Genomic DNA, 24,674 nt, shown 5'->3' on the forward strand with positions numbered 1-24,674 from the left:
TGAATTCTCTAAATAATCAATTCCACCATGGGCCTATGTGATAGACCTTCATGACAGCAACCACCATAATCCATACAATGGTTATGGGAATAAAAACCTTCCAGCCTAAGCGCATGATTTGATCATAGCGGTAGCGTGGTAAGGAGGCTCTGAACCAGAAATAAGCGTACAAGAATATGGAAGTTTTGGCCAAGAACCAGAATATGCTTGGTTGTGCAATCCAACTGTCACCAGTGAAAGGTGAATACCAACCGCCCAAAAACATCAACGCAGTCAGTGCAGAAATAATGATCATGTTGGCGTATTCACCCAAAAAGAACAAGGCAAATGCCGCGCCTGAGTATTCAACGTGGAAACCAGCAACAATTTCAGATTCACCCTCGGCCACATCGAAAGGTGCACGGTTGGTTTCCGCCACACCAGAGATGTAATAAATCACAAACAAAGGCAACAACGGCAACCAAAACCAATTCAAAAACCCACCTTCTTGAGCCCGAACAATATCAGACAAATTCAAGGTGCCCGCAGCAACCAAAACACCGACCAAGGCGAAGCCCATGGCGATTTCATAAGACACAATCTGAGCTGCTGAACGCAACGCACCTAATAACGCATATTTTGAGTTTGAGGCCCAGCCAGCAATGATGACACCATAGACACCTAAAGATGTCATGGCCAAAACATAAACCAATCCGGCATTGATGTCAGCCAAAACCCAGCCATCATCGAATGGCACCACTGCCCAAGCAGCAAAAGCTGTCGCCAATGTAATGATGGGTGCAATTAGAAATAAAAACTTATTGGCGTTTTTTGGAAAAATGATTTCTTTGGTCAACAGTTTGAGAACATCAGCAAATGGCTGTAATAATCCCCTTGGACCAACTCGGTTAGGCCCCATTCTGGCGTGCATGAAAGCGATGACTTTGCGTTCAAAATAAGTCAAATAGGCAACCGTTAAAACCACACCCAGCACAATGGCAAGGATGTAAATCAGATTATCAAATATCAAAAATTCCAAAGTTTCAATCATGATTGTGCTCCAATGATGCTGACATTCAAGTTTGAACTGTCAAGATTGAGCACAGATTGACGACCCAGGTTAACCATTGCTGAACCTTCAGGAACTTCATCTGACACCACCAAAGTGACCTCTGCATAGCGACCATCTTGTTCGACTGAAACTAAGTCACCAGCATTGAAACCAATAGAAGGCAAGTCCTGTTGGTTGACATAAACTGAATCAGAACTGGCCAAAGGGCTGTTTTGTAGCGGGGCTGAACGTCGTGTCAAACAGTCTGTATCATAAATACTGCGATGTGGATAAAGTACCAAACCTTTCACTTCGATTTCAACGGGTTCAACATCCTGATGGATAACAGCATCATGCCATGCCAGTTTTTCAGTAACAGCAATCACATCATTGATGTCATCATATTCAAAATCACCATAACCCATTAGATTACCCAAAACGCGTAATACACGCCAACCTGGCTTGGTACTGCCCGGTGCTTTTTGTGCAACGGTAGTGATTTGATGGTCACCGTAGTTGTTAATTAGTGTCCCTGTTAATTCAGGAATCAAAGCAATGGGTAAAATCAAATCAACCCTGGATTTCAAATCTTCATCACAAAACGCATTAAAAACAACAGAGAAGTCACTGTTTGTTAAAGAGTTTTTAATTGATGCTTGGTCTGCAAAGTCCTGCAGCTCAGCTTGATATACCACATTCATGCGGTGTTCGTTTTGTTTGATGTCCTGATCGCAGTGTAACCCTGATAAGTAAGCACCGGCGTAGTTAGCACCAGCAAGTACTTCGTTGACTTGTCCAGTGGTCACCTGTGCCAACCAAGCCGTGATGGCTTTGATGGTATTGGCTTGTGGGTGAGATTGACTGACCTGTCCTAAAACGAACAAAGCTTTAGTCTCAGGTTTCAATAGCTGTTTGGCCAAATGATTGATGTCTTCATCGGTTTTTTGTGCCTTGACCCATTCACCCAAAGCACCGGCTGGAAATTCTTTGGTGATTTCTGCCACGCTTTTGGCCAATGAAGCCAGCTGATTGACCCAGTTGACTTGATGGCCAACAAAATCATGCAGTAAATCAAATGTTTGTTCAAAGGCCACAGGACCAAACGATGACACCTCAGCTCCGGCCAACCAGGCCTGTCTGATTTTGTGGTTTAAAATGGGTTGTTCATGCCTGATGTGTCCACCCACTATAATGACTTTTTGTTGTTTGCTGACATCAGCGAGCTTCACATCCACACGAGGCAAACGGTCAGCGACTGAAAAGTCTGTGACATCTATGCGGTGCTCATGTTGGTTGCTGCCTAAATGCGAAAACAATTGTTTTAACAGGTGGTATTCTTCAGTACTGGCGTGATTCGATGCATACAATGCAATGTCATTACCATCGTACTTTTTGAATTGATCGACCAGAGTGGCCAAAGCATCTTCCCATGATATGTTACGCCATTGACCATTTTCCTTGATCATTGGCTCCGTCACTCGGTCAGCAGCCTTCAGTCCATGAACGCCGTAACGATCACGGTCAGCCAACCATGCCTCGTTGATGGTATCATTGTCTTGTGGCACTGTTCTGAGAATGTCACCGTTGCGGGTGTGATAGAACAAATTAGAACCAATACCATCATGCATGGAAATGGCTGAAGTGGCCATCAATTCCCATGCCCTGGCTTTGTACCTGAAAGGTTTATTGGTTAAAGCACCCACAGGGCACAAATCAATGACGTTACCAGACATTTCAGATTTTACAGAATTGCCAACAGCCGTGCTGATGTTGGTGCGATCACCGCGACCAATACCACCCAATTCGTCGGTACCGGCTATTTCATTCAAAAACCTGACACAACGTGTACACAAAATACAACGGGTCATGTCGGTGGCAATCAAAGAACCAAGATCTTCGTCTTTAACCACGCGCTTAGAATCTACATATCTAGACACATCACGGCCGTAACCCATTGAAACATCTTGTAATTCACATTCGCCACCTTGGTCACAAATAGGACAGTCCAAGGGGTGATTGATGAGTAAAAACTCCATTACATTGCGTTGTGCATCGGTGGCGCGTTTAGATTTGGTATAAACTTTCATGCCATCCATCACTGGGGTGGCACAAGCTGGCAGTGGTTTGGGCGCTTTTTCAACATCAACCATACACATGCGACAGTTGGCTGCAATAGATAACTTTTTGTGGTAACAAAACCTGGGTATTTTAATACCTTGTTTGTCAGCCGCTTCAATGATCATGCTGCCCTTTTCTACTTGGACGGCTTGACCATCTATTTCTATGGTGATGGTATTGTCGGCCACTTGATTGGTGGTTTCGCTCATGACGTTAACCTCTCATTCATCGATTTTTTGTGTTCCACAAAATATTCAAACTCATCCCAGTAGTACTTCAATATGCCTTGAACTGGCCAAGCAGCAGCCTCACCAAAGGCACAAATGGTATGTCCTTCAATTTGTCCGGCCGCTTGTTTCAACATATCAATGTCCTTAGGTTCACCTTTGCCCTCAAGAATTCGGGTCAAAACACGGTACATCCAACCGGTCCCCTCGCGACAAGGCGTACACTGGCCACATGATTCCATGTAATAAAAGCGTGATAAACGATGACATACCTCAACCATACAAGTGTCTTCAGCCATCACGATAACCGCTCCAGAACCCAAGCCTGAACCCGCTTGGCTGATGGCATCAAAGTCCATGGTAATACCCATCATGACCTCAGCCGGCAACACCTTCATCGAGGAACCGCCAGGAATAACTGCTTTTAATTTCTTACCATCCAGCACACCACCAGCCATTTCCAATAAATCACTGAATGGAGTACCTAAGGGTACTTCATAATTACCAGGCTTATTGACGTGGCCTGAAACTGAAAAGATTTTCACACCACCATTGTTAGGTTTGCCTAACTCCAAAAACCATTCGCTGCCGTTACGCATGATGGCTGGAACCGAAGCAAATGACTCGGTGTTGTTAATGGTTGTAGGCTTACCGTAGATACCAAAGTTGGCTGGAAATGGCGGTTTAAAACGTGGCTGACCTTTCTTGCCCTCTAAGGACTCCATCAAAGCCGTTTCTTCACCACAGATATAAGCACCTGCTCCATGTACACCATACAAGTCAAAATCCACGCCTGAATCACTGATGTTACGGCCCAGTAAACCAGCAGCATATGCTTCTTTCAGTGCGGCTTCAAAATTCTCAAATGGCTCATGGTGAAATTCACCTCGTAAATAATTGTAACCCACAGTTGCGCCCATGGCATAACCACCTATTGCCATGCCTTCAATCACAGCATGCGGGTTATAACGCAAAATATCACGGTCATGACAAGTGCCCGGCTCAGATTCATCAGAATTACACAGTACGTATTTTTGCCCTGGCGCATCTTTGGGCATGAAACTCCATTTTAATCCGGTGGGGAAACCTGCACCACCGCGGCCACGCAATGCCGATGCTTTGACGGTTTCAATAATTTCATTTTTATCGGTTTTTTCAGCCAAGATTTTTTTCCAAGCCTGATAACCACCTTTTTCCAGGTAGTTAGCCAACGAGTGGTCTTTGTCGGGGTTAAGACAGACGTTATGAACAGCCATTATGACAACCCTCCCAACAATTCATCGATTTTTTGTTCGGTCAGGTTTTCATGATAATGCCCGTTGATGATCATCATCGGTGCGCCAATACAAGCAGCCACACATTCTTCTTCCTTGACCAGAGTAATTTGACCGTCTGCCGTGGTTTCACCTAGCTTGATGCCAAGTTTTGCCTCAGCGTACTTAACCACTTTATCAGCACCGCGAAGCATACAAGAAATATTGGTACAAATAGCCACTTTATTCTTGCCTACAGGTTGGGTAAAGAACATTGAATAAAAACTCGCAGCTTCATACACCCAAACTGGTGGGATTTCTAAATATTCAGCAACCGCCTTCATAATTTCTTCACTCAACCAACCTTGGTTCTGGTCTTGAGCAGCATGCAAAGCACCAATCACTGCAGAACGGCGTTGGTCGTACGGGTATTTTGCTAACCACGTATCAATGGTTGCACGGGTCTTATCATCCAGCAGGCTCATCGCCAAGCTTTTATCAGTGTTTTGTGGATTGACTTGGTACATTATCTATCTATCTCCCCAAATACGATATCCATGGTGCCAATGACTGCCACCACATCAGCCAACATGTGGCCTTTAACCATGTCATTCATGGCTGAGAGGTGAGCAAATCCTGGCGCCCTTAGTTTCAATCTAAATGGTTTATTAGAATCATCAGAAATCATGTATACACCGAACTCGCCTTTGGGTGCTTCAACAGCTGTGTAAACTTCTCCAGCTGGAACGGTATAACCTTCTGTGAATAATTTAAAGTGATGAATCATGGATTCCATGTCTTCTTTCATCATTTCTCTATCAGGTGGTGCGACTTTGTATTCGTCAACCATCACTGGGCCAGGGTTGTTCCTTAACCATTCCACACATTGTTTGATGATGCGAGTTGATTGCACCATCTCTTCCATGCGAACCAAATAACGATCATAACAATCGCCATTGACACCGACAGGGACATCAAAGTCCACTTTGTCGTAGGCTGCATAGGTTTGTTTTTTGCGCAAGTCCCAAGCCACTCCACTGCCGCGGAGCATAGGCCCTGTAAAGCCCCAGGCTTTGGCTTGTTCCGGTGAAACCACACCAATACCAACTGTGCGTTGTTTCCAAATTCGATTGTCTTGTAACAACGTGCGGTATTCAGCTATTTTACTCGGAAAATCGTCAGCAAAAGCATCGATGAAATCCAGTAGCGAGCCTTCACGCCATTCATTGGCATACGCCAAGTTTTTACCTTTGGTCCATTTACTTTCTTGGTATTGCGGCATGTGATCAGGTAAATCACGGTACACCCCACCAGGTCGATAATAAGTGGCATGCATTCTGGCACCAGAAACTGCCTCATACATGTCCATACATTGTTCACGTTCTCTGAAAGCATACAAGAACAAAGCCATGGCACCTAAATCCAAACCATGGGTACCAATCCACATCAGGTGATTCCTGACTCGGGTTATTTCATCGAACATGGTTCGGATGTATTGCGCCCTGATGGGTGCTTCAATACCTAACAATTGCTCAATCGCTCGCACGTAAGCATGCTCGTTGCACATCATTGACACATAATCTAAGCGATCCATATAACCAATGGATTGGTTAAAAGGTTTAGACTCGGCCAGTTTTTCGGTGCCACGATGCAACAATCCCACATGAGGATCAGCGTGTTCAACCACTTCACCATCAAGCTCTAAAATCAATCGCAAAACACCATGCGCTGCAGGGTGTTGTGGACCAAAGTTCATGGTGTAATTTTTAATTTCAGGCATTATGAAGCCTCCTGATCATTCATGTTTTCAACGTATCTTGAATCGCGCCTGATGGTTTTAGGCACCAACACCCGCGGTTCAATAGACACCGGCTGGTAGACCACTCGCTGTTGTTCTTCATCATAAATCACCTCAACGTTACCAATTAATGGAAAGTCCTTTCTAAACGGGTGACCAATAAAACCATAATCAGTCAAGATACGACGCAAATCAGGGTGTCCTTTGAATATGATGCCAAACAAATCAAAAGCTTCTCGTTCGAACCAGTTAACTCCTGGCCAAACGTCTATCAGAGATGGCACCATCAACATGCCTTCATCAGGTGCAAAACATTTAATGGTCAAGCGGTGATTCAAGGCAACCGACAACAGTTGGGCGACCACAGCAAAACGATTTGGCATCGATTCTTCACGGCGCTCATGCCATGAAAACCTGCCCGGACCTTTGGCTTTGATCCCTCGACTGAAACCAGTTGAAGAAACACCATCAGTTTGCCATTCGGCTTCGCCAAATGTTAAGTAATCTACCCCACAGACATCAACACACTGTTCAAACTGGAATGCCTTGTCGTCCCGCAGCAACCTGGCCGTTTCAACCCATGCTTCTAATGGCACAGTACATGTCACACCGTTGGTTGTTTCGACGATTTCAACATCTGGCAGCTTGGCTGCAAGGTCTTTACTGATTTGGTATTTGAAATTACTCATGATGTTCTAGAAATTGTGTTGGTGCGTTTGATTTTTTTCTGCAACTGCAAAATACCATAAATCAAAGCTTCAGCTGTTGGTGGGCATCCTGGGACATAAACATCCACGGGAACGACCCTGTCACAACCCCTAACAACTGCATAAGAATAATGATAATAACCACCGCCGTTGGCACATGAACCCATTGAAATCACGTATTTTGGCTCAGGCATTTGATCATATACCTTGCGCAAAGCTGGGGCCATTTTGTTGACCAGCGTACCGGCCACAATCATCACATCTGATTGTCTGGGAGATGGTCTGAAAATCACCCCAAAACGATCTAAATCGTAACGAGATGCGCCTGCTTGCATCATTTCAACTGCACAACAAGCCAAACCGAACGTCATGGGCCATAAAGAACCCGTTCTGGCGCCGTTTAACAAGGCATCAACTGTGGTTGTCACAAATCCTTTGTTTTCAAAGCCTTGATCCTCAACCGGCTGAATGATGTTATCAACTACTCCCATTCTAACGCTCCTTTTTTCCACTCATAGATAAAACCTATGACCAGCAAAAATAAAAATATAAACATCGACACCAAGCCAAAACCACCTAATTCTTCCAGCACCACCGACCAAGGAAATAAAAATGCAATTTCCAGATCAAAAATGATAAACAAGATAGCAACCAAATAAAATCTGACATCAAACTTCATGTGGGCATCATCAAAAGCTTCGAAACCACATTCGTATGCGGAGATTTTTTCGTCGTTGGTTTTGCGGGTACCGAACAGTAAACCCAGAGACATCAAAGCAATACCTAAACCAGTAGCCACTGCTAAGAACAATAAAATTGGAAAGTAAGAAGCTATCATATAGCCAAACCCCTGTTTGCTCTAAAAATTCTATTTAATATTGGTGCCGAAGGCCGGACTTGAACCGGCACGACCGAAGGTCACTACCCCCTCAAGATAGCGTGTCTACCAATTCCACCACTTCGGCACATAAACTTGATTGAAACACCTTGTGTGATTCAAACATTTAACTCAGTAATTTTAATTATTGTTGCCATCTGAATCTTCTGAATCAGTGGCTTTTTCTGTTTCTTCTACAGCTTGTTCTACTTGTTGTTCGACTGCATCAACAGCCTCACCAGCTGCACTTTCAACTGCATTGGCTGCATCTGCTGCTTGCTCTTGCGTGTCTTCAATGATATCACCCAACGCATCGCCGGTATTGATTTCCGCATCATCCACTGGCGTCACCGTTGGCTCAACATCCTCAAGCGCACCAAAAACACCCAGATCTTGCTCACCAGATGAATCAATCGATGAAAATGTCTCACTCGCATCAATCGCAATCAACATGGTGATAATGAAAAACAAGGTGGCTAAAATGGCGGTACTTTTGGTCAAAAATGAGCCTGAGCCCTTGGCGCCAAAAACAGTACCAGAGGCACCGCCTCCAAAAGCAGAACCAGCCGTTGCACCAGGTCCACGTTGTATCAGAATAAAACCAATCAATGCAATGGCAACCAACACTTGAATGATGTTTAAAAAATTTATTTCAGTCATTTAATTATACTCCTTGTGACAATATGTCAGCTTGTTGACAAATTGCCATAAAATCTTGGGCAGTCAATGCAGCACCTCCAATCAGGCCTCCATCAACATCAGGCATCGAAAAAAGCTCATGTGCATTAGAGCCTTTACAACTTCCTCCGTAGAGGATGCGGATGCGGCGCGCTATTGTATCATCATTTAAGGCCAATTGAGAACGGATAAATTGATGAACTTCCTGGGCTTGTTCTGCGGTTGCAGTCTCACCCGTGCCAATAGCCCAAACCGGCTCATAAGCAATCACACCTTGGCCTAATTTTTCGACTCCAACTTCATCAATAACCGCCTTTATTTGCGCCCAAACCACATCGAATGTTTGGTTACTTTGTCGCTCAACAGATGACTCACCAACACACAAAATTGGCTGAATGCCATACTTCAGTGCTTGTGCAAACTTTTTCGCCACTTCAGCATTGCTTTCATTGTTCATTACGCGACGCTCAGAATGACCGACTAAAACCATGTCACAACCCAAATCTGACAACATCGCTGCACTGACCTCGCCGGTCACTGCCCCGTCATCATGCTCACTCAAGTTTTGAGCACCACAAAGCACTTGAGCAGGTTTATTGTTTATTACTTGATGCAGGTGAATATAGACTGGAAATACCGCCACATCATAATTTCTTTGTGCCGGCAACATGTCATTCAATTCCTGCATCATGCCATCAACAAACTTCAACGACCCATGCATCTTCCAATTACCAGCTACCAGTAGCTTGCGCTTCATCACGATGCATCACCATCTTCGGGTGTTGTATTAAGGCCATCTGTCTCTGCATCAATTGCCTCATCATCACCATCTAAATTCACTACTTTAGCGATGCCAACCAAGCTTTCCTTTTCTGACAACCTGATTAATGTCACACCTTGGGTATTTCGTCCCACGACAGAGATACCCTCTACTGCGGTCCGCACCAAAGTACCGCCATCACTGATTAACATGATTTGGTCATCCGGCAACACCTGACATGCGCCAACCACAGCACCATTGCGATCACTGGTCTGTATGGCGATGACACCTTGGCCGGATCGCCTGATCTTAGAGAACTCCTCTAATTTGGTTTGTTTACCAAAACCGTTTTCAGTACAAACCAGCACATTACCTTCATCGGCAACGAACATCGATACCACCTCATGATCATCCTTGAGATTGATGCCACGAACACCACGGGCTGTCCGGCCCATTGAACGCACGTCATTCTCATCAAATCTAATGCATTTGCCTGAACTTGAGAATAAGAACACATCTTGAGAACCATTGGTCAATTCAACATTCACCAAATGATCACCGTCGAGCAAGCCTAATCCAATGATGCCATTGGCTCGAGGTCTTGAGAAATTAGACAAAGGTGTTTTCTTCACCACACCTTTGGCCGTAGCAAAGAACACGAATTTATCTTCATCGTAATCTCGGACCGGCAATATAGCGGTGATTTTTTCATCTTTATCTAACGGCAATAAGTTGACCAACGGCTTTCCTCTGGCCGTGCGTGAAGCCATCGGCAATTCGTACACTTTGAGCCAATAAACTTGACCTTGGTTACTGAAACACAACAGGGTATCGTGGGTGTTGGCAACCCAGAGCTGCTCGATAAAATCTTCGTTTTTCATTGCAGTAGCTGATTTGCCTTTGCCACCACGGGTTTGCGCGCGGTAGACATCAACCTGCTGCATTTTGGCATAACCTTCATGCGACAGTGTAACCACCACGTCTTCTTCGATGATTAAATCTTCCATGGTTAAGTGGCGCTGACGGTTCATGATGACCGTGCGGCGCTCATCGCCAAAGTTTTCCCTGATTTCTTCCAATTCTTCAGTCACCACCGCAATCAATCGATCCGGGTTAGTAAGAATCTCCAAGTACTCTTTGATGTGCCCAATGATTTCTTTGAACTCATCGGTGATTTTATCTTGTTCCAGCCCAGTTAAACGATGTAACTGCAAATCCAGTATGGCTTTGGCCTGTACAGGTGAAAGTTGATAACCATCTGCAAAAAAACCGTATTGATCATCTAAACCTTCAGGCCGGCATAGATGTGCATCATCATCCAACAGTGCCTTGATCAAAGAAGAATTCCACTTTTTAGCCAGCAATTTTTCTTTGGCTTCCGCTGGGTTTTTAGATTTCTTAATCAGTTCAATGACTTCTTCAATATTAGCCAAAGCGACTGCAAGTCCCTCTAAAACGTGCGCCCTGTCACGCGCTTTGCGTAACTCAAAGATGGTTCTTCGCACCACCACTTCACGGCGATGCTTAATGAATTCAGTGAGGATTTCAATCAATCCCAAGGTTCTCGGCTGGCCATTAATGAGCGCGACCATGTTGATACCAAAAACAGTTTGCAGCTGAGTGAGCTTGAACAGCTGATTCAACAAAACTTCTGCTACTTCACCTCGACGCAGCTCAAACACCATGCGCATGCCGTCTTTATCAGATTCGTCCCTGATGGCGGTCATGCCTTCAATTTTTTTCAACTTGACCAGCTCGGCCACTTTTTCAATCAGGCGAGCCTTGTTAACTTGATAAGGCAATTCGGTGACAACGATGGTCTGCTTACCTGAAGCTTCATCGGTTTCGATCTCAGTTCTGGCGCGCATGTAAACTTTACCGCGCCCCGTTTCATAAGCTTCTTTGATACCTTCAGCACCATTGATGAAGGCCGCAGTCGGGAAGTCTGGACCTGGCAGGTGCTCCATCAACTCATCTAAGTCAGCTTGTGGGTTCTTAATCAGAGCTATGGTCGCATTGATGACTTCAGTCAAATTATGTGGCGGTATGTTGGTGGCCATACCAACCGCAATACCAGAGGATCCATTGACCAATAACGCAGGCACTCGAGTAGGCAATACCTCTGGTTCAGTATCTGTTTCATCGTAGTTGGGTACAAAATCGACTGTATCCTTATCGATGTCAGCCATCATCTCATGCGAGATTTTTGCCATTCGGACTTCGGTGTATCGCATCGCAGCTGGAGAATCACCGTCAACAGAACCAAAGTTACCTTGACCATCAACCAACATATAGCGCATGGAGAAAGGCTGAGCCATCCTCACGATGGTGTCATAAACAGCGGTGTCACCATGGGGGTGGTATTTACCAATCACATCACCGACCACACGCGCCGATTTTTTATGGGCTTTGTTCCAACTGACGCCCAATACATTCATGGCGTACAGCACCCGGCGGTGTACCGGTTTTAGACCATCCCTTACGTCTGGCAGTGCCCTGCCAACAATCACACTCATCGAATAATCGAGGTATGATTTTTGCATCTCATCTTCAATATTTATCTTAATGATATCGCTTGAATTTTCAGCCATAAATCAACTTTCTGTGCCTGATTAAATAAGCACGGGATTATAGCACAAAACCATTGCCTAATTTGCAAGTAAATCACTTAAATGCGATTTTAAAGCCCCACATAAGGAAAACTATTAAAAGCCATGTATTTATAGCCTGAAATAACAAAAATTGCTTAAAAGCCTTTAAATTAAGCCGTTCATGCTTTGTTCAATGAATCATTCAACAACGAACGTTCTGTTTTATGCTTTGGCAGCCTCAATTCTGGCGTAGTATTCTTTGGCAAAAACATCCAAACTGTCCTGCTCAATGGCCGTGCGAATACGCTGCATGAATTCTTGATAGAAATACAAGTTATGGATGGTGTTGAGTCGAGAGCCCAGCATTTCTCCACACTTATCAAGGTGGCGCAAGTAGGACCTAGAATAATTTTGACAGGTATAGCAGCCACAGTCTTGATCTAATGGTGATGTATCATGCTCGTGTTTGGCGTTGCGAATTTTCACCACACCATCCCAGGTAAAAAGATAGCCATTGCGGGCATTTCTGGTAGGCATCACACAATCAAACATGTCAATGCCCAATAATACCGCCTCCAGTATATCCTCGGGCTTGCCGACACCCATTAAATAACGAGGTTTATCAGCTGGCAACAAGGGTGTGGTGGTTTTTAATACCTGTTCACGCAAATCTTTAGGCTCACCAACTGACAGACCACCTATGGCATAACCATGAAAATCTAATTCACTCAAACCTTTGGCCGAAATTTGTCTTAAATCATCATACATGCCGCCTTGCACAATCCCAAACAAGGCATTAGGGTTTCCTTCGAAAGCTGTTTTCGAACGCTTGGCCCAACGCAAAGATAATTCCATCGAGACCTTGGCCTCTTCATGGGTGGCAGGAAACGGCGTACACTCATCAAAAATCATCACAATATCAGAACCCAGCTTGCGCTGCACTTCCATAGATTCTTCAGGCCCCATGAACACTTTTGAACCATCAACCGGTGAAGCAAAAGTCACCCCCTCCTCGGTTATTTTGCGGCGCTTGGCCAATGAGAACACTTGAAAGCCACCTGAGTCTGTCAATATCGGCTTATCCCAAGCCATGAAGTCATGTAAATCACCATGTGCTGATATCACTTCAGTACCGGGTCTCAACATCAAGTGGAAGGTGTTGCCTAAAATGATTTCTGCGCCAATGCCTTTGACTTCCTCAGGTGACATGGCTTTTACCGTGCCATAGGTACCAACGGGCATGAATGCCGGCGTTTGTACCGTGCCTCGATCAAAACTTAATTCACCTCTTCTGGCCACACCGTCGGTTTTTTTCAATTCAAACTTCACAACTTAACTCATGTTTTCAATCAAGCGCGACATTATACTCACTCAACCTCAGACTGTCTCAAGAAATTCAAAAGCCCTTTGCTGGCATCTTGTAACAAATCCAAAACCAGCTCAAAACCGTCGCCTGACCCATAATAAGGATCAGGCACTTCATCAAGGTCATTTCTTTCGCTGAAACTCAACATGGCATAAACCTTTTCTTGGCTGTGTTGTGGAAACATAGAGGCTAAGTTTGATCGATTGGCATCATCCATGGTTATCAGGAAGTCAAATCGCTGATAATCCTCACTTTGCACCTGCCTGGCTCGCAGATGCTGCATTTGAATGCCGCGTTTTTTGGCCGCTTGCATTGACCTTGGGTCGGGTTTGGCGCCGACATGGTATGAATGAGTCCCTGCTGAATCAATCACAAAATCAGCAGCAAGCCCTTGTTCATTGACCAGTTGCTGAAACACAGCTTCTGCCGATGGCGAGCGGCAAATATTGCCCATGCATATAAAAAGAATTTTTTTCATGTTTTACCCTTAAACATTTTTGAGTAAGATGATAACACCTTAATAGATATAACATCATGCCAAAAGTAAAAGCATTTAAATTCCAAAACAACCTACCCAGGCCAAGCCAATCACAACTCAATGAATTCATCGTCAACAACAGCATGTCCTTGAAAAAAAGCAGTAAACAACTGGCCAAACTGCATGCTGCACTCAATGCAGAAGGCAAACAAGCTGTTTTGGTTATTTTTCAAGCACTGGATGCAGCCGGCAAAGACAGCACCATTCGCAATGTGTTCAAGTACTGTGACCCAGCTGCTCTTGATGTGGCCTCTTTCAAAGCCCCCAGCAAATTGGAAGCTGCTCATGATTTTATGTGGCGCTGTTATGATAAATTTCCGGCCAAAGGCCAACTGACGGTATTTAACCGCAGTTATTATGAGGAAACATTGGTGGTTAAAGTACACCCAGAGTTCCTCAAAGGCCAAGGCATTGACAAAAAACCCAACAAAGCCTTTTGGCAACAAAGGTATGATTTTATCAATCAAGTAGAGGCTCATTTAGTCGCTTCTGGTACCCAAGTCATTAAATTCTTTTTAGATGTCAGCCAAGAAGTCCAACACAATCGGTTCATTCGTCGTTACAGCACCCCAGATAAACAATGGAAGTTCAATACAGGCGATCTCAAAGAGAGCTTGTTGTGGGACCAATACCAAAAAGCTTTTGATACATTATTAAAAAAAACCTCAACCAAACATGCCCCTTGGTATGTTATCCCAGCCAATGATAAACCCAATATGCGCACCATCGTCGCTGAAACCATCAAACAACATTTAAAACTGATGAACTGCCAATACCCAGCGATGGCTGAATTTTCAGAAGACGAACTTGAACTGATTGATGATTTAGTTAGTAAAAATAATTGACTTCAATAACTTAGCTGTATTTCTTCAACAAATAAAGCAGTTTAATACTCTGCACCAAAACAAACACAATTACTAAAGACAGATAAACAGATCTATGACGAAAACCATGGAAATAAAACACAAATAAAGCGACAGTCAATAACAAAATAGGCAGCACCAAATTTAAAAACAAGCTGAAAAACACGTTAATGTCTAACTCGTAAATTTGCTGATTTTTACATCGACCACACCTGATTTGTAAAAACACAAAAACAAAAGGCAGCAAGGTCGATAACACCAACCATTTCTTAGCAATGGTTGGTTCACGACATTGGGTGCATTGTATGTTAATGTTCAGACCCCGTAATTTATCACGCCCACACTGGTTTGTGGTGGCATCTGCAAATGGTAACCTTGCTCTTTGAGGTTGTTTTTGACTGTGGTGATTTTTTCGCTGGCCAATTGCTTTCTTTGGGCCAAATCCAATTCCATGACTTTGATACAAGCACCTACCATAACTGCAAGTTCTGATGGTATTTCTGAAAAATCAAAACCCTCGGCCAAATACAAATAGGCACCATTTTTCTTCTCAGAGCGGTAAATATGAGCAATCATCTGATTTTCTACAAAATAACAAAACTCAATTATAAAGCAATGCCCTAATCTCTTCATTCATTTTCAGTACCATGGATACAGCATGAGGTACCAAAAACAATTGGCAAGTCTCATCTCCTCTACCGCGGGGTCATTTATGAATCGGCCACCAAACCTGAAATCCGACATGATTGTAGTTCTGGATGGGTATCTAAAATGGTGAATTGCCCGTCACCCATATCAGCTTTGAGTTGACGCACACCACTGCTGAGGAAATAAGTCACTTCAATATCACCTTCAGTCTTTAAATATGAATCCCACCGCTGAGTGGGCTGCTGACACACCACTTCACAGCCATTTTTAGGATGACATGACAACAATTCTTTAAAAACCATTGGATGCGACCCGTTATCGTGAGCGGAGACTAAACCTGAAGAAACCAGCAAAACTGTTATAGCAATTAATTTCATGTGACACCTTTCATATTGAATATGATTCAATTATAGATGGCTGCCATGAACCTGCGATTAATTGTCTGCGCAACAAATATGTGATGTATTTAACACTTTATCATGCTTTCTTAAGCACTTTTTCTGCCATGGTTTTCATGATTGCAAAACTTTCATCAACATGGATTAATTCAGTTTGCCAGTTACAGACACTGATACGCATTGCCAAACGATTCTTCCAGCTGGTTTGTCCAACCCAACAACTGCCCTCTTTTTGCACGGCATCAATAACAGCCAAATTAAGCGCTTCAGAGCCGAAACAAACCACCACTTGATTCAGCACCACATCATTCATCACTTCATAACCCGCTTGGGTAAATAAATCAGCAAAACGACTGGCACAGGCACAACATCGTTCAATCAATTCCGCCACACCCTCTTTACCTAAATAGCGCAACACGGCATAAACATCAAAACCACGCGCTCGGCGTGATAATTCAGGAGTGTAATCAGACGGATTTCTGGTCGCATTCTCGCTGGGTAGATATGATGCAGTGATGGCCATGGCAGCTTTCAATGCGTGTTCATTTTTAACAAATGCCAAGCCCGAGTCATAAGGCACATTCAACCATTTATGTGCATCTGTGGCCCAAGAATCCGCTTGATCCATCCCAGCTGCCAAATGTTTGTACTTGTTTGAAGCCAATGCCCATAAACCAAAGGCGCCATCGACATGAATCCAGGCGTTTTTACCAGCAGCCAAACGACTAATTTCTGCCACTGGATCAAACGCCCCAGAGTTGATGTTACCGGCCTGGGTGATGATGATGGCATTTTCATTGATCTCTGGAAACCGCGACATATCGATGCACCCCTGTGCATCAACGGCTGCTTTTGTCACCCTGTTTCTACCAAAACCAAGCATCGCTAAGGATTTATACACCGTTGGGTGAGAATCAGCACTGATGATGATTTGCACCTCAGGTGCTCCAATCAAACCATCAGCTTCAACGTCCCAACCCGCTTGGTTCATGACTTGGTTGCGGGCTGCGGCCAAGGCCGTAAAGTTAGCCACCGTTGCACCAGTAACAAAAGCACAGGCAGATTCGCGTGGTAACCCCAAAAGTTCAAGCATCCAGTTGGCTGAAATTTTCTCAACCACCGCTGCTGCTGGTGTTGTTTTCTCCAAACCGGTGTTTTGATCCCATGCCGTACTCATCCAATTGGATGCCACACTCACCGGATAGGCGCCACCAATGACAAAACCAAAAAATCTTGGCGAACCCATTTTCATGGTCGCCGGACTGACCCATTGATTCAATTCAGTGATGACCGCCTCGGCGGCCATTCCATGTTGTGGCATTGGCACATCTAGGTGGTTGATATTTTTACGGGCCTCATCACCCACTTGAATCGGTGAATCATTGGCTTTTTTCAGAAAAGCAGTGGCAAAATCGTAGGCCAAATCATACAGCTCAGTCATAATAATGATGTAGGAAAAGCCTACAGTCTATCAAAGCAGCACCCACTGACAAACAAAATTAATCGAACTTCACAAATTATTTAAGTAATGACCGTATAATTTATTTATGGATACCAGTGAAACTATCGACAATAAAGCAGAGCAAATTGATGTGGCTCTTTTCCCAATTCCCAATATGGTCAGCTTCCCAGGCATCTCAATGCCTTTGCATGTGTTTGAACCACGCTACCGAGCAATGATTAAACACAGTCAAGACAATGAGGTAATGATTGCTGTGACGCACACCAAAAAAATGGTTTCTAAAACAAAAAAGAAACGCATCTCAAGCGATAGCCTCAACCAAAATCAATCTACCTATGAACCACACAAAGTGTTCAGTGCAGGATATTGTGAAACCATCAAGACCACAGCTGATGGTCGCATTCATGTGCTGATCAAGCCTGAAATCAGGCTGAAATTGAAGGCCATCACGCAGCAAGTGCCTTTTATGATTGCAACTTGTGAGCAACTGCCTGACCAAATCATCAATGACACCCAACTTTGCACAGATCGAATGGGTGAAATTAACCAGTTACTGCAAGCCTTGTGTAAACAGCAAAACCCAGAATTGTACGAAATTATTACGGCACCAGAGTGGTTGAATCAGACGCCCAAGGATTTCAGCTTCCAATTATTCAAATACTTTCGCTTTGAAGCAGACTTCATGCAACATGTGCTGGAACAAACCACGGTTATAGAACGATTGGACTTGATCTGGCATGGATTGCGACAAAGCCTAGAGATATAGCATGCCCCTGCGGTTAAACCGAATCAAGTTGGGTAAACTCTCAAGCGTAATCTCTACCCGCAATTGAATTGATGGTTTTAATTTTCAGGTATATACCTTCAGATTTTGATGGCGGCGCAAATCCTCGAATAACTTAAGCTCCCAGGGACGCATGCCGATTAACAAAGTGGTGCCGTGCCTTTCACCCATGGGTAAGTGGCGGTCTTGTTCTGATAGTAGGGTGAATTGTTGCTTCAGCCGATTGATCTGTTTCTGCATGTTTTCATTGGCAGTTTTGCTGAGCATGCCATTGACCAACAGCCTCACCTCTCCTGGTCCATTGAACTGGCTTTGCCAAAAATCTTGTTGGATGTGCTGTTCAAAAAATTGCTGGATTGGGCCGTTTTTAATCCAATGAAAATGTGGCGATATTTTGAGTTTGATTTTGTTCTCAGGTAATAACGATAACAAATCATTGCGCTCCAATCGCAACAGCATTTGCACCAACTCAGCCTCTTCAATGTTATAGGTTTCAATGATTTCAGAGAATGACCAGTGATTACAAGCACAGACAGTAACCAATAAGAACTTAATATCTGAGACTATGATTTGTTCCTGTTCATGGGTTAATTGTACGATATCATCGTTTTGGCTTTGCATCACTTGTAACAGGTCGACTAAATCCAAATCCATCAATTCACAGACTTTAATCAACCGCTTTAAGCTGATTTGGCCCTGTGAAAAAGACCGCTTGACACTGGATTCAGAGAGCGATAAATGAGCCGCCACCTGGGCGTAATTGATTTTGTGTTGTTTCAGTAAGCCTTTGACAGTTTGTAGTACATTTTTAGCTTGATTCATAGAAAGTTTCGTATTGTGCTACCAAAGCAGTCATTATAGCGCCAAATTTATCTGTCATCGTAATCAACTTTAATCCAGTTGAATAACCACCCGCTTTATTCAATCAATGAAGCAACTGATGCAGCGAATCCTTTTCCATATATGCTTTTTTTCTCTCAGTGGCTGTGGCTTATTTGGCCAGCACCAATCAAGACACCACAAAACAACCAGTTTGGTTAACTTCCTTGACCCCGATGGTGTGGTTCCACAGGATGTTTTGCTTATTGGGTTATCTGTTATGGCAAAGCTGAGAAATAAACATGGAGTCATGGCATGTTGACGGTATCATAAGGCTGCCATTCGTTACCGCCCATATAATGGGCTTTGTAGCTGGCATAATCAATGGCTGCTACACAGCATTAAAATTCAGCTCAAACCCTCGTAATTCAAATCAGCCAGTGCCTGATAAAGAATGATGGCTGCCGTATTAGACAAATTCAAGCTCCGACTGCCTGGTTTCATTGGAATGCGGATGTTTTGAATACTTGGCATATTCAATACATCATCTGGCAGCCCACGGGTTTCTGGTCCAAACAACAAACAATCACCATCAGAGAAACTCACTTCATGGGTGTACTTTTTGGCTTTGGTGGTCAAGGCAAAAATACGTGAAAATTCAGTTTCGGCGATAAATGCAGCAAAATCAGTATATTGTTTGACCTCAGCCCACTCATGATAATCCAATCCCGCACGACGCAATGCCTTGACCTCCATATCAAAGCCCAAAGGGTGAATCAGATGTAATTGACTGCCAGTATTAGCGCACAAGCGGATGATGTTACCGGTATTCGGAGGTATTTCGGGTTGATAGAGTGCGATGTGTAACATGTTCAGAAAGCCGCTGATAAGGGAGCTTGTATTTTAGCTGATAAATCAAGCAAAACAGAACCACTGAAGCTGATAAAAAAATGGTTTTCAACTGTTTCATATTGGCCTCATTTGATAGAATTAAAACCCAGATGGAGGAACCAATGATAAAAACCAACTTATTCAAATTTTTGTTCACAATATTTATGTTGTCATTGTCGGCCACTGCCTCAGCTGCCATCGCTCGAGAATGGAATGAACTGTTACTGGAAGCCATACGTTCTGATGAAGCCCGACCCACCGTACACGCGAGAAACCTATACCACAGTTCTGCTGCCATGTACGATGCCTGGTGCGCCTATGAACCTGTCTGTGACGGCGTATTTTACCAACGCAAACACACCGCGGATGACAAAAACGCTGCACAAATTGAGGCCATCAGCTATGCTGCCTATCGCTTATTAACTTGGCGTTTCACCCCATCAGTCGGCGCTGATGTTACTTTGCCCACATTGGATGCTGAAATGCAAATGCTGGGATTCGACATCAATAACACCACAACCTCTGGCAACTCAGCGGCTGCCGTTGGCAACCGCATCGCACAAAGCATCATTCAATATGGCCTGAGTGATGGTGCCAACGAACTCAATAATTACATCAACCAATTCTATCAACCGATTAACGAAGCACTGTTACCAGACTTACCAGGCAACCCTAACATCACTGACCCCAATCGCTGGCAGCCGTTGGCTTTGGAATTTTTTGAAGGCCAATCAGGCGTAGTGGTTGAGGAGTACCCCGAGTTTCTGAGCCCTGAATGGGGCTATGTCAGACCCTTTTCCATGACCGCTGCTGACATCAACACTTACCAACGTGATGGCCACACTTTTCATGTATATAAAGACCCTGGTCCACCTCCGTATATTGGTGGAGAAGGCGATGCAGATTACAAAGCTGGATTTGTACAAGTGGTGGAATTCAGCAGTTATCTGGATCCATCTGATGGTGTCATGATTGATATCAGCCCAGCATCCAGGGGTAACAATGACTTGGGCACCAACAATGGTTCAGGCCGAGACATCAACCCCGTAACAAACCAACCTTACGCACCTCAAATAGTACCCGCAGGCGACTACTACCGGGTGTTGGCAGAATTTTGGGCAGATGGACCTGATTCCGAGACACCGCCAGGACACTGGTTCACTATATTAAACACCGTCAGCGACCATCCTTTGCTAGAAAAACGCTTACAAGGTGAAGGTGAAATATTGGATGACCTGGAATGGGAAGTCAAATCTTACCTGGCTTTGGGCGGCACCATGCATGATGCAGCCATCAGTGCGTGGAGCGTTAAAGGATATTATGATTACCTCAGACCTGTATCAGCCATTCGTTACATGTGCGATCAGGGTCAAAGTTCTGACCCCAGTGCAGCCAGTTACAACGAGGATGGCATCACGCTGTTACCAGGCATCATTCAATTGATCACCCCTGAAACCATTCAACCCGGCGGCATACATCAGTTTCTAGCAGGCTTAGGCAACAGCAACTTGGGTAAAATTGCCATCAATGCATGGCAAGGACCTGATTACATCATCGACCCTGAAACCACTGTTGCTGGTGTCGGCTGGATCCTCTGCGAAAATTGGTGGCCTTATCAACGCCCCTCTTTTGTCTCACCACCTTTTGCTGGTTATGTTTCAGGCCACAGTGTTTACTCAAGAGCAGCTGCTGAGGTTTTGACAGCATTGACAGGTACAGCCTTTTTCCCTGGTGGTATGAGTGGGTTTTTAGCACCTCAAAACGAATTTCTGGTGTTCGAAGATGGTCCCAGTGTAGACATCACCTTGCAGTGGGCGACTTATCAAGATGCTGCTGATGAAACCAGTTTATCTCGCATTTACGGCGGTATACACCCCACGGCAGACGACATACCAGGCCGATTCATGGGCTACGAAATTGGGCAACAAGCCTTTAACAGGGCTTTGAGTTACTTCCAAGGCACTGGTTTTGTGCAGCCCGTTTCAGTTAATAGTAAATGGTTGTTGTTGCTGATGTTGGTCATGCTACTCATGGTGGCACATCGCCAATTCAATCAATGACCACAATATCTATAGGTCAACGCATCAAACCCTATTTATTATTGATGCGAATGGATCGACCGATAGGTACCTTGTTATTGATGTGGCCAACTTGGTGGGCTTTGTGGGTGGCCAGTGGTGGCCACCCTGAATTAAGACATTGGGCCATTTTCACTGCCGGTGTGTTTCTCATGCGTGCAGCTGGCTGTGTTATCAATGACATTGCAGATCGCAAGATTGATGGCCATGTTAATCGCACGAAAAATCGCCCACTGGCCACCGGTTCAGTCAGCTTAGAAAATGCCTGGCGTTTGTTCATTGCATTACTTTTTGCTGCGGCATTGTTGTTATTAGTGCTGCAAACTTTGACCATTTATTTGGCTTTGGCAGCTGCTTTTTTTGCTGTGACTTACCCGTTCATGAAGCGTCACACCTATTTGCCCCAAGTTTACTTAGGCATCGCCTTTTCTTTTTCTATTCCCATGGCCTATGCAGAAATTACCGGCACGGTGCCCAAAGAAGCTTGGTTGTTGTTTGTTGCGAATATACTTTGGACCACTGCTTATGACACCATCTACGCCATGGTAGATCGCAAAGACGATTTGAACATTGGAGTTAAATCAACCGCCATATTATTCGGAGACTTAGATCGTGTCATGATTGGTATCCTACAGTTGCTAATGATTTTTGCTTTGTATTTGTTTGGTCAACAAGCTGAATTAACGGCGCCCTATTACATCGCTTTGGTCATCACCATCTGGTTGTTTGTTTACCAACAGTTGAAGATCATGATGCGTGAAGAAAGCAGGTGCTTCGCCGCTTTTTTACATAATAACTGGGTGGGAATGGTCATTTTTTTGGGAATATTCGCTCACACACTCTTGAAAAACTAAAAAATCATAATATATATATTTTGAACTCAATCGCCGCATAAGGGATTGAGTCATTTGATACGATTCGGCCTGGTGTTCAGGCGAATCACTACAAACTTATATTGCTTAATTAGGAGAATATATTATGAATTTCGATTTAACACCTTTATTCCGTACTTCAATTGGATTTGATCGCATGGCTCAACTTTTAGATCAAGCCAACCGCATTGATCAAACACCAAGCTACCCACCATATAACATTGAAAGTATTGATGAAAATAACTACCGCATCACTTTGGCTCTGGCTGGTTTTGGTGATAATGATTTAGAAATCACCTCTGAACAAAACACCTTAACGGTCAAAGGCAAGAAAGAAAACGATGTGGAAGGTAAGTACATCCACCGTGGCATTGCCAACCGTTCTTTCGAACGCCGTTTTCAACTGGCAGATCATGTTAAAGTAAAGGCTGCCAATATGAACAATGGCTTACTGCATATCGAACTGGAACGTGAAATTCCTGAAGCGATGAAGCCAAGAACCATTGCCATTGGCACCGATGAAAAAACCATCAACCAGGGACCTAAAGCCGTCGAAAATAAACAAGATGTTGCTTGAGAATTAACTTTGGTTCAGTAACTAAAAAGGCCTGCATTTGCAGGCCTTTTTATTTTGAGAATAAAATCATCAAAGCAAACATCACCAGTTAACCGCATCCCTATGTACCGGCATGGTCATACAACGACAACCACCGCCGCCTCGGGATAGCTCAGAACCATCCATAGCCACTGCTGCTTTGCCTTCCGGCATGGTCACACGTCCAGCAATCAAATCATCGGCATCAATGACTTCGAAACCAGCCAAATCCAGCGCATCCATGGTGGCTTTGTTGTGCTTATAACCTATGATGTGACCTGGCGCGAAGGTGAAAAAGTTAGCCCCACTGGTCCATTGTTCACGTTCTTGTGCAAACGGATTGTCGCCACCACAATTAACAAAATCAAGCTCCAAACCGAATAAGCGCAAAGCTTTGGGTAAGCCTGAATATTCATTGATGTAGTTGATCTTGCCGTTAGTACAACTTAAATGAAAAGCCTTACACTTACCTGCCCCAGTGATTAATGGAGCAAAATTCATCACAGTATCAACATCCAACATGGTAAATATCATGTCCAAGTGAATGGTTGCTCTGATTTTTGGTAACTCAACAACAACGATGTCGAGGTTTTCTTTCCCCGCTGAGAGTTTTTCAGCCATGCGGTCAATGGCACGGGCAGATGTCCTTTCAGAATAACCAATAACCAATAAATCATCTTTAATCACCAATAAATCACCACCTTCAATGGTCAGTGCTTCGGTTTTTCTTTTGGTGCCATCAAAATGAAAACCCTGACCTTTCAGCATGGGATGGTTATTAAAAATAGATTTCAATAACAAAGCTTCGGTCAATCGCACTCGATGTGCCATAGAGCCAATAATGGTTTTGTCATATACACACATGACGGCATCGCGGGTAAAAAACGCATTGGGTAATGGCGGTATGGCATGCCTGGAAGGACTGATGTACCGTTCTAGGGTGTTCTTCTTCAGTAAAGTGCCTTGGAACAGCTGTTCAGCCAGGTCTTTGGCATCAAAAGCCATCAAGTCATCGACCAACTCGTTGTGTCCATGCAATGCACAAACATCTTGGAGCAAATCAAGTTTTACTTTAGAGTCCACAAGAACATCAGCAAGTAATACCTTGAATTCTAAAACATTGTCAGACACTACATTCAGCACGCCGGCCAATTGAGCATGTTCTTTTAAGGCCAAGTCAAGACTCAATATGTCATCGTATAAGACCTCATGCGCTGTCTCTGGCGTCATGTTTTCCATCTCTGAACCCGGTTCATGGATGATGACTGTGTTGAGCTTTCCTATTTCAGAAAAGTTGGAAATTTTTGCACTGCTCATAAAA

At 44.1% G+C, this 24,674-nt stretch carries 24 protein-coding genes and 1 tRNA gene; 5 read left to right on the top strand and 20 right to left on the bottom strand.

What is annotated here, in order from left to right:
- Nucleotides 1-16: 16 nt before the first annotated feature.
- The 14 genes from nuoH to QNI24_RS13185 all read right to left on the bottom strand — a co-directional run bounded on the left by nuoH (nt 17) and on the right by QNI24_RS13185 (nt 13,883).
- The gene (gene nuoH, locus QNI24_RS13120) at nt 17-1,030 is read right to left on the bottom strand and encodes an NADH-quinone oxidoreductase subunit NuoH (protein WP_267176592.1); all 1,014 of its coding nucleotides are present in this window, start codon (nt 1,028-1,030) and stop codon (nt 17-19) included.
- Entirely contained in the window at nt 1,027-3,357 is a 2,331-nt protein-coding gene (gene nuoG / locus QNI24_RS13125; protein WP_267176591.1) for an NADH-quinone oxidoreductase subunit NuoG, read from the bottom strand. Before nuoG ends, nuoH begins: the two co-directional genes overlap by 4 nt.
- On the bottom strand, nt 3,354-4,631 hold the full coding sequence (nuoF, locus tag QNI24_RS13130) for an NADH-quinone oxidoreductase subunit NuoF (protein ID WP_267176590.1): 1,278 nt from the start codon (nt 4,629-4,631) through the stop codon (nt 3,354-3,356). The genes nuoG and nuoF overlap by 4 nt, the downstream gene beginning before the upstream one ends.
- Entirely contained in the window at nt 4,631-5,155 is a 525-nt protein-coding gene (gene nuoE, locus QNI24_RS13135) for an NADH-quinone oxidoreductase subunit NuoE (RefSeq protein ID WP_267176589.1), read from the bottom strand. Before nuoE ends, nuoF begins: the two co-directional genes overlap by 1 nt.
- On the bottom strand, nt 5,155-6,408 hold the full coding sequence (locus QNI24_RS13140; protein WP_267176588.1) for an NADH-quinone oxidoreductase subunit D: 1,254 nt from the start codon (nt 6,406-6,408) through the stop codon (nt 5,155-5,157). The genes nuoE and QNI24_RS13140 overlap by 1 nt, the downstream gene beginning before the upstream one ends.
- Nucleotides 6,408-7,115 (bottom strand): NADH-quinone oxidoreductase subunit C, encoded by a 708-nt coding sequence (locus tag QNI24_RS13145; RefSeq protein ID WP_267176587.1) that lies wholly within the window; start codon nt 7,113-7,115, stop codon nt 6,408-6,410. The genes QNI24_RS13140 and QNI24_RS13145 overlap by 1 nt, the downstream gene beginning before the upstream one ends.
- Nucleotides 7,112-7,624, bottom strand: a complete 513-nt coding sequence (locus QNI24_RS13150; RefSeq protein WP_267176586.1) for a NuoB/complex I 20 kDa subunit family protein — start codon at nt 7,622-7,624, stop codon at nt 7,112-7,114. Before QNI24_RS13150 ends, QNI24_RS13145 begins: the two co-directional genes overlap by 4 nt.
- Nucleotides 7,615-7,971 (bottom strand): NADH-quinone oxidoreductase subunit A, encoded by a 357-nt coding sequence (locus QNI24_RS13155; protein ID WP_267176585.1) that lies wholly within the window; start codon nt 7,969-7,971, stop codon nt 7,615-7,617. The genes QNI24_RS13150 and QNI24_RS13155 overlap by 10 nt, the downstream gene beginning before the upstream one ends.
- Before the next feature lie 41 nt (nt 7,972-8,012).
- Nucleotides 8,013-8,098: transfer RNA gene (locus QNI24_RS13160), tRNA-Leu, on the bottom strand.
- Between the two features lie 53 nt (nt 8,099-8,151).
- On the bottom strand, nt 8,152-8,670 hold the full coding sequence (gene secG / locus QNI24_RS13165) for a preprotein translocase subunit SecG (RefSeq protein WP_267176584.1): 519 nt from the start codon (nt 8,668-8,670) through the stop codon (nt 8,152-8,154).
- Nucleotides 8,671-8,674: 4 nt separating this feature from the next.
- The gene (gene tpiA / locus QNI24_RS13170) at nt 8,675-9,445 is read right to left on the bottom strand and encodes a triose-phosphate isomerase (RefSeq protein ID WP_267176583.1); all 771 of its coding nucleotides are present in this window, start codon (nt 9,443-9,445) and stop codon (nt 8,675-8,677) included.
- Complete coding sequence (gene gyrA, locus QNI24_RS13175; RefSeq protein ID WP_267176582.1) at nt 9,445-12,039, bottom strand: DNA gyrase subunit A; 2,595 nt, start codon at nt 12,037-12,039, stop codon at nt 9,445-9,447. Before gyrA ends, tpiA begins: the two co-directional genes overlap by 1 nt.
- 222 nt (nt 12,040-12,261) lie before the next feature.
- The gene (gene tgt, locus QNI24_RS13180) at nt 12,262-13,368 is read right to left on the bottom strand and encodes a tRNA guanosine(34) transglycosylase Tgt (RefSeq protein ID WP_267176581.1); all 1,107 of its coding nucleotides are present in this window, start codon (nt 13,366-13,368) and stop codon (nt 12,262-12,264) included.
- A gap of 38 nt (nt 13,369-13,406) precedes the next feature.
- Nucleotides 13,407-13,883 carry a low molecular weight protein-tyrosine-phosphatase gene (locus QNI24_RS13185; RefSeq protein WP_267176580.1) on the bottom strand — a complete coding sequence of 159 codons (477 nt, stop codon included), beginning with the start codon at nt 13,881-13,883 and terminating at the stop codon, nt 13,407-13,409.
- Between the two features lie 56 nt (nt 13,884-13,939).
- Here QNI24_RS13185 and QNI24_RS13190 point away from each other — a divergent pair, with 56 nt between their 5' ends.
- Nucleotides 13,940-14,788: a PPK2 family polyphosphate kinase gene (locus tag QNI24_RS13190; protein ID WP_267176579.1), complete on the top strand. Its 849-nt coding sequence runs from the start codon at nt 13,940-13,942 to the stop codon at nt 14,786-14,788.
- Between the two features lie 333 nt (nt 14,789-15,121).
- Here the strand turns inward: QNI24_RS13190 and QNI24_RS13195 are convergent, their stop codons facing one another.
- From QNI24_RS13195 to QNI24_RS13205, 3 genes are all read right to left on the bottom strand, one after another.
- Nucleotides 15,122-15,382 carry a YcgL domain-containing protein gene (locus QNI24_RS13195; protein WP_267176578.1) on the bottom strand — a complete coding sequence of 87 codons (261 nt, stop codon included), beginning with the start codon at nt 15,380-15,382 and terminating at the stop codon, nt 15,122-15,124.
- Nucleotides 15,383-15,516: 134 nt separating this feature from the next.
- Nucleotides 15,517-15,756, bottom strand: a complete 240-nt coding sequence (locus tag QNI24_RS13200) for a hypothetical protein (protein ID WP_283708740.1) — start codon at nt 15,754-15,756, stop codon at nt 15,517-15,519.
- Nucleotides 15,757-15,931: 175 nt separating this feature from the next.
- Nucleotides 15,932-17,293, bottom strand: a complete 1,362-nt coding sequence (locus tag QNI24_RS13205) for a pyridoxal phosphate-dependent decarboxylase family protein (protein ID WP_267176576.1) — start codon at nt 17,291-17,293, stop codon at nt 15,932-15,934.
- A gap of 106 nt (nt 17,294-17,399) precedes the next feature.
- Between QNI24_RS13205 and QNI24_RS13210 the strand changes: the two genes are divergently transcribed.
- On the top strand, nt 17,400-18,080 hold the full coding sequence (locus QNI24_RS13210; RefSeq protein WP_267176575.1) for an LON peptidase substrate-binding domain-containing protein: 681 nt from the start codon (nt 17,400-17,402) through the stop codon (nt 18,078-18,080).
- Between the two features lie 84 nt (nt 18,081-18,164).
- Here the strand turns inward: QNI24_RS13210 and QNI24_RS13215 are convergent, their stop codons facing one another.
- Nucleotides 18,165-18,920, bottom strand: coding sequence for a helix-turn-helix domain-containing protein (locus tag QNI24_RS13215; RefSeq protein WP_267176574.1), 756 nt, complete (start codon nt 18,918-18,920; stop codon nt 18,165-18,167).
- A gap of 405 nt (nt 18,921-19,325) precedes the next feature.
- A complete protein-coding gene (locus QNI24_RS13220; RefSeq protein WP_267176573.1) occupies nt 19,326-19,787 on the bottom strand; it encodes a tRNA (cytidine(34)-2'-O)-methyltransferase in 462 nt (153 codons plus the stop codon).
- Between the two features lie 143 nt (nt 19,788-19,930).
- On the opposite strand from QNI24_RS13220, the gene QNI24_RS13225 reads away from it, so the two are divergent.
- From QNI24_RS13225 to QNI24_RS13235, 3 genes are all read left to right on the top strand, one after another.
- Nucleotides 19,931-21,868 (top strand): vanadium-dependent haloperoxidase, encoded by a 1,938-nt coding sequence (locus QNI24_RS13225; protein WP_267176572.1) that lies wholly within the window; start codon nt 19,931-19,933, stop codon nt 21,866-21,868.
- Nucleotides 21,865-22,740 (top strand): 4-hydroxybenzoate octaprenyltransferase, encoded by an 876-nt coding sequence (gene ubiA, locus QNI24_RS13230; RefSeq protein WP_267176571.1) that lies wholly within the window; start codon nt 21,865-21,867, stop codon nt 22,738-22,740. The genes QNI24_RS13225 and ubiA overlap by 4 nt, the downstream gene beginning before the upstream one ends.
- A gap of 124 nt (nt 22,741-22,864) precedes the next feature.
- Nucleotides 22,865-23,335, top strand: coding sequence for an Hsp20 family protein (locus tag QNI24_RS13235; RefSeq protein WP_347177854.1), 471 nt, complete (start codon nt 22,865-22,867; stop codon nt 23,333-23,335).
- An 81-nt stretch (nt 23,336-23,416) separates the two neighbouring features.
- Here QNI24_RS13235 and QNI24_RS13240 read toward each other — a convergent pair whose 3' ends face one another.
- Nucleotides 23,417-24,670, bottom strand: coding sequence for an arginine deiminase (locus QNI24_RS13240; RefSeq protein ID WP_267176570.1), 1,254 nt, complete (start codon nt 24,668-24,670; stop codon nt 23,417-23,419).
- Between the last annotated feature and the right edge of the window lie 4 nt (nt 24,671-24,674).

The organism is Marinicella marina (assembly GCF_030065545.1).
Lineage (GTDB): Bacteria > Pseudomonadota > Gammaproteobacteria > Xanthomonadales > Marinicellaceae > Marinicella > Marinicella marina.

Coding starts and splice junctions, on each gene's coding strand:
- QNI24_RS13205 (WP_267176576.1), bottom strand. CDS start 17,293: ATGACTGAGCTGTATGATTTGGCCTACGATTTTGCCACTGCTTTTCTG.
- QNI24_RS13225 (WP_267176572.1), top strand. CDS start 19,931: ATGATAAAAACCAACTTATTCAAATTTTTGTTCACAATATTTATGTTG.
- QNI24_RS13140 (WP_267176588.1), bottom strand. CDS start 6,408: ATGCCTGAAATTAAAAATTACACCATGAACTTTGGTCCACAACACCCT.
- QNI24_RS13240 (WP_267176570.1), bottom strand. CDS start 24,670: ATGAGCAGTGCAAAAATTTCCAACTTTTCTGAAATAGGAAAGCTCAAC.
- tpiA (WP_267176583.1), bottom strand. CDS start 9,445: ATGAAGCGCAAGCTACTGGTAGCTGGTAATTGGAAGATGCATGGGTCG.
- QNI24_RS13235 (WP_347177854.1), top strand. CDS start 22,865: ATGAATTTCGATTTAACACCTTTATTCCGTACTTCAATTGGATTTGAT.
- QNI24_RS13220 (WP_267176573.1), bottom strand. CDS start 19,787: ATGTTACACATCGCACTCTATCAACCCGAAATACCTCCGAATACCGGT.
- QNI24_RS13145 (WP_267176587.1), bottom strand. CDS start 7,115: ATGAGTAATTTCAAATACCAAATCAGTAAAGACCTTGCAGCCAAGCTG.
- gyrA (WP_267176582.1), bottom strand. CDS start 12,039: ATGGCTGAAAATTCAAGCGATATCATTAAGATAAATATTGAAGATGAG.
- QNI24_RS13190 (WP_267176579.1), top strand. CDS start 13,940: ATGCCAAAAGTAAAAGCATTTAAATTCCAAAACAACCTACCCAGGCCA.
- nuoE (WP_267176589.1), bottom strand. CDS start 5,155: ATGTACCAAGTCAATCCACAAAACACTGATAAAAGCTTGGCGATGAGC.
- secG (WP_267176584.1), bottom strand. CDS start 8,670: ATGACTGAAATAAATTTTTTAAACATCATTCAAGTGTTGGTTGCCATT.
- QNI24_RS13150 (WP_267176586.1), bottom strand. CDS start 7,624: ATGGGAGTAGTTGATAACATCATTCAGCCGGTTGAGGATCAAGGCTTT.
- QNI24_RS13195 (WP_267176578.1), bottom strand. CDS start 15,382: ATGATTGCTCATATTTACCGCTCTGAGAAGAAAAATGGTGCCTATTTG.
- nuoH (WP_267176592.1), bottom strand. CDS start 1,030: ATGATTGAAACTTTGGAATTTTTGATATTTGATAATCTGATTTACATC.
- QNI24_RS13200 (WP_283708740.1), bottom strand. CDS start 15,756: ATGGTTTTTAAAGAATTGTTGTCATGTCATCCTAAAAATGGCTGTGAA.
- QNI24_RS13185 (WP_267176580.1), bottom strand. CDS start 13,883: ATGAAAAAAATTCTTTTTATATGCATGGGCAATATTTGCCGCTCGCCA.
- QNI24_RS13210 (WP_267176575.1), top strand. CDS start 17,400: ATGGATACCAGTGAAACTATCGACAATAAAGCAGAGCAAATTGATGTG.
- ubiA (WP_267176571.1), top strand. CDS start 21,865: ATGACCACAATATCTATAGGTCAACGCATCAAACCCTATTTATTATTG.
- QNI24_RS13215 (WP_267176574.1), bottom strand. CDS start 18,920: ATGAATCAAGCTAAAAATGTACTACAAACTGTCAAAGGCTTACTGAAA.
- nuoF (WP_267176590.1), bottom strand. CDS start 4,631: ATGGCTGTTCATAACGTCTGTCTTAACCCCGACAAAGACCACTCGTTG.
- QNI24_RS13155 (WP_267176585.1), bottom strand. CDS start 7,971: ATGATAGCTTCTTACTTTCCAATTTTATTGTTCTTAGCAGTGGCTACT.
- nuoG (WP_267176591.1), bottom strand. CDS start 3,357: ATGAGCGAAACCACCAATCAAGTGGCCGACAATACCATCACCATAGAA.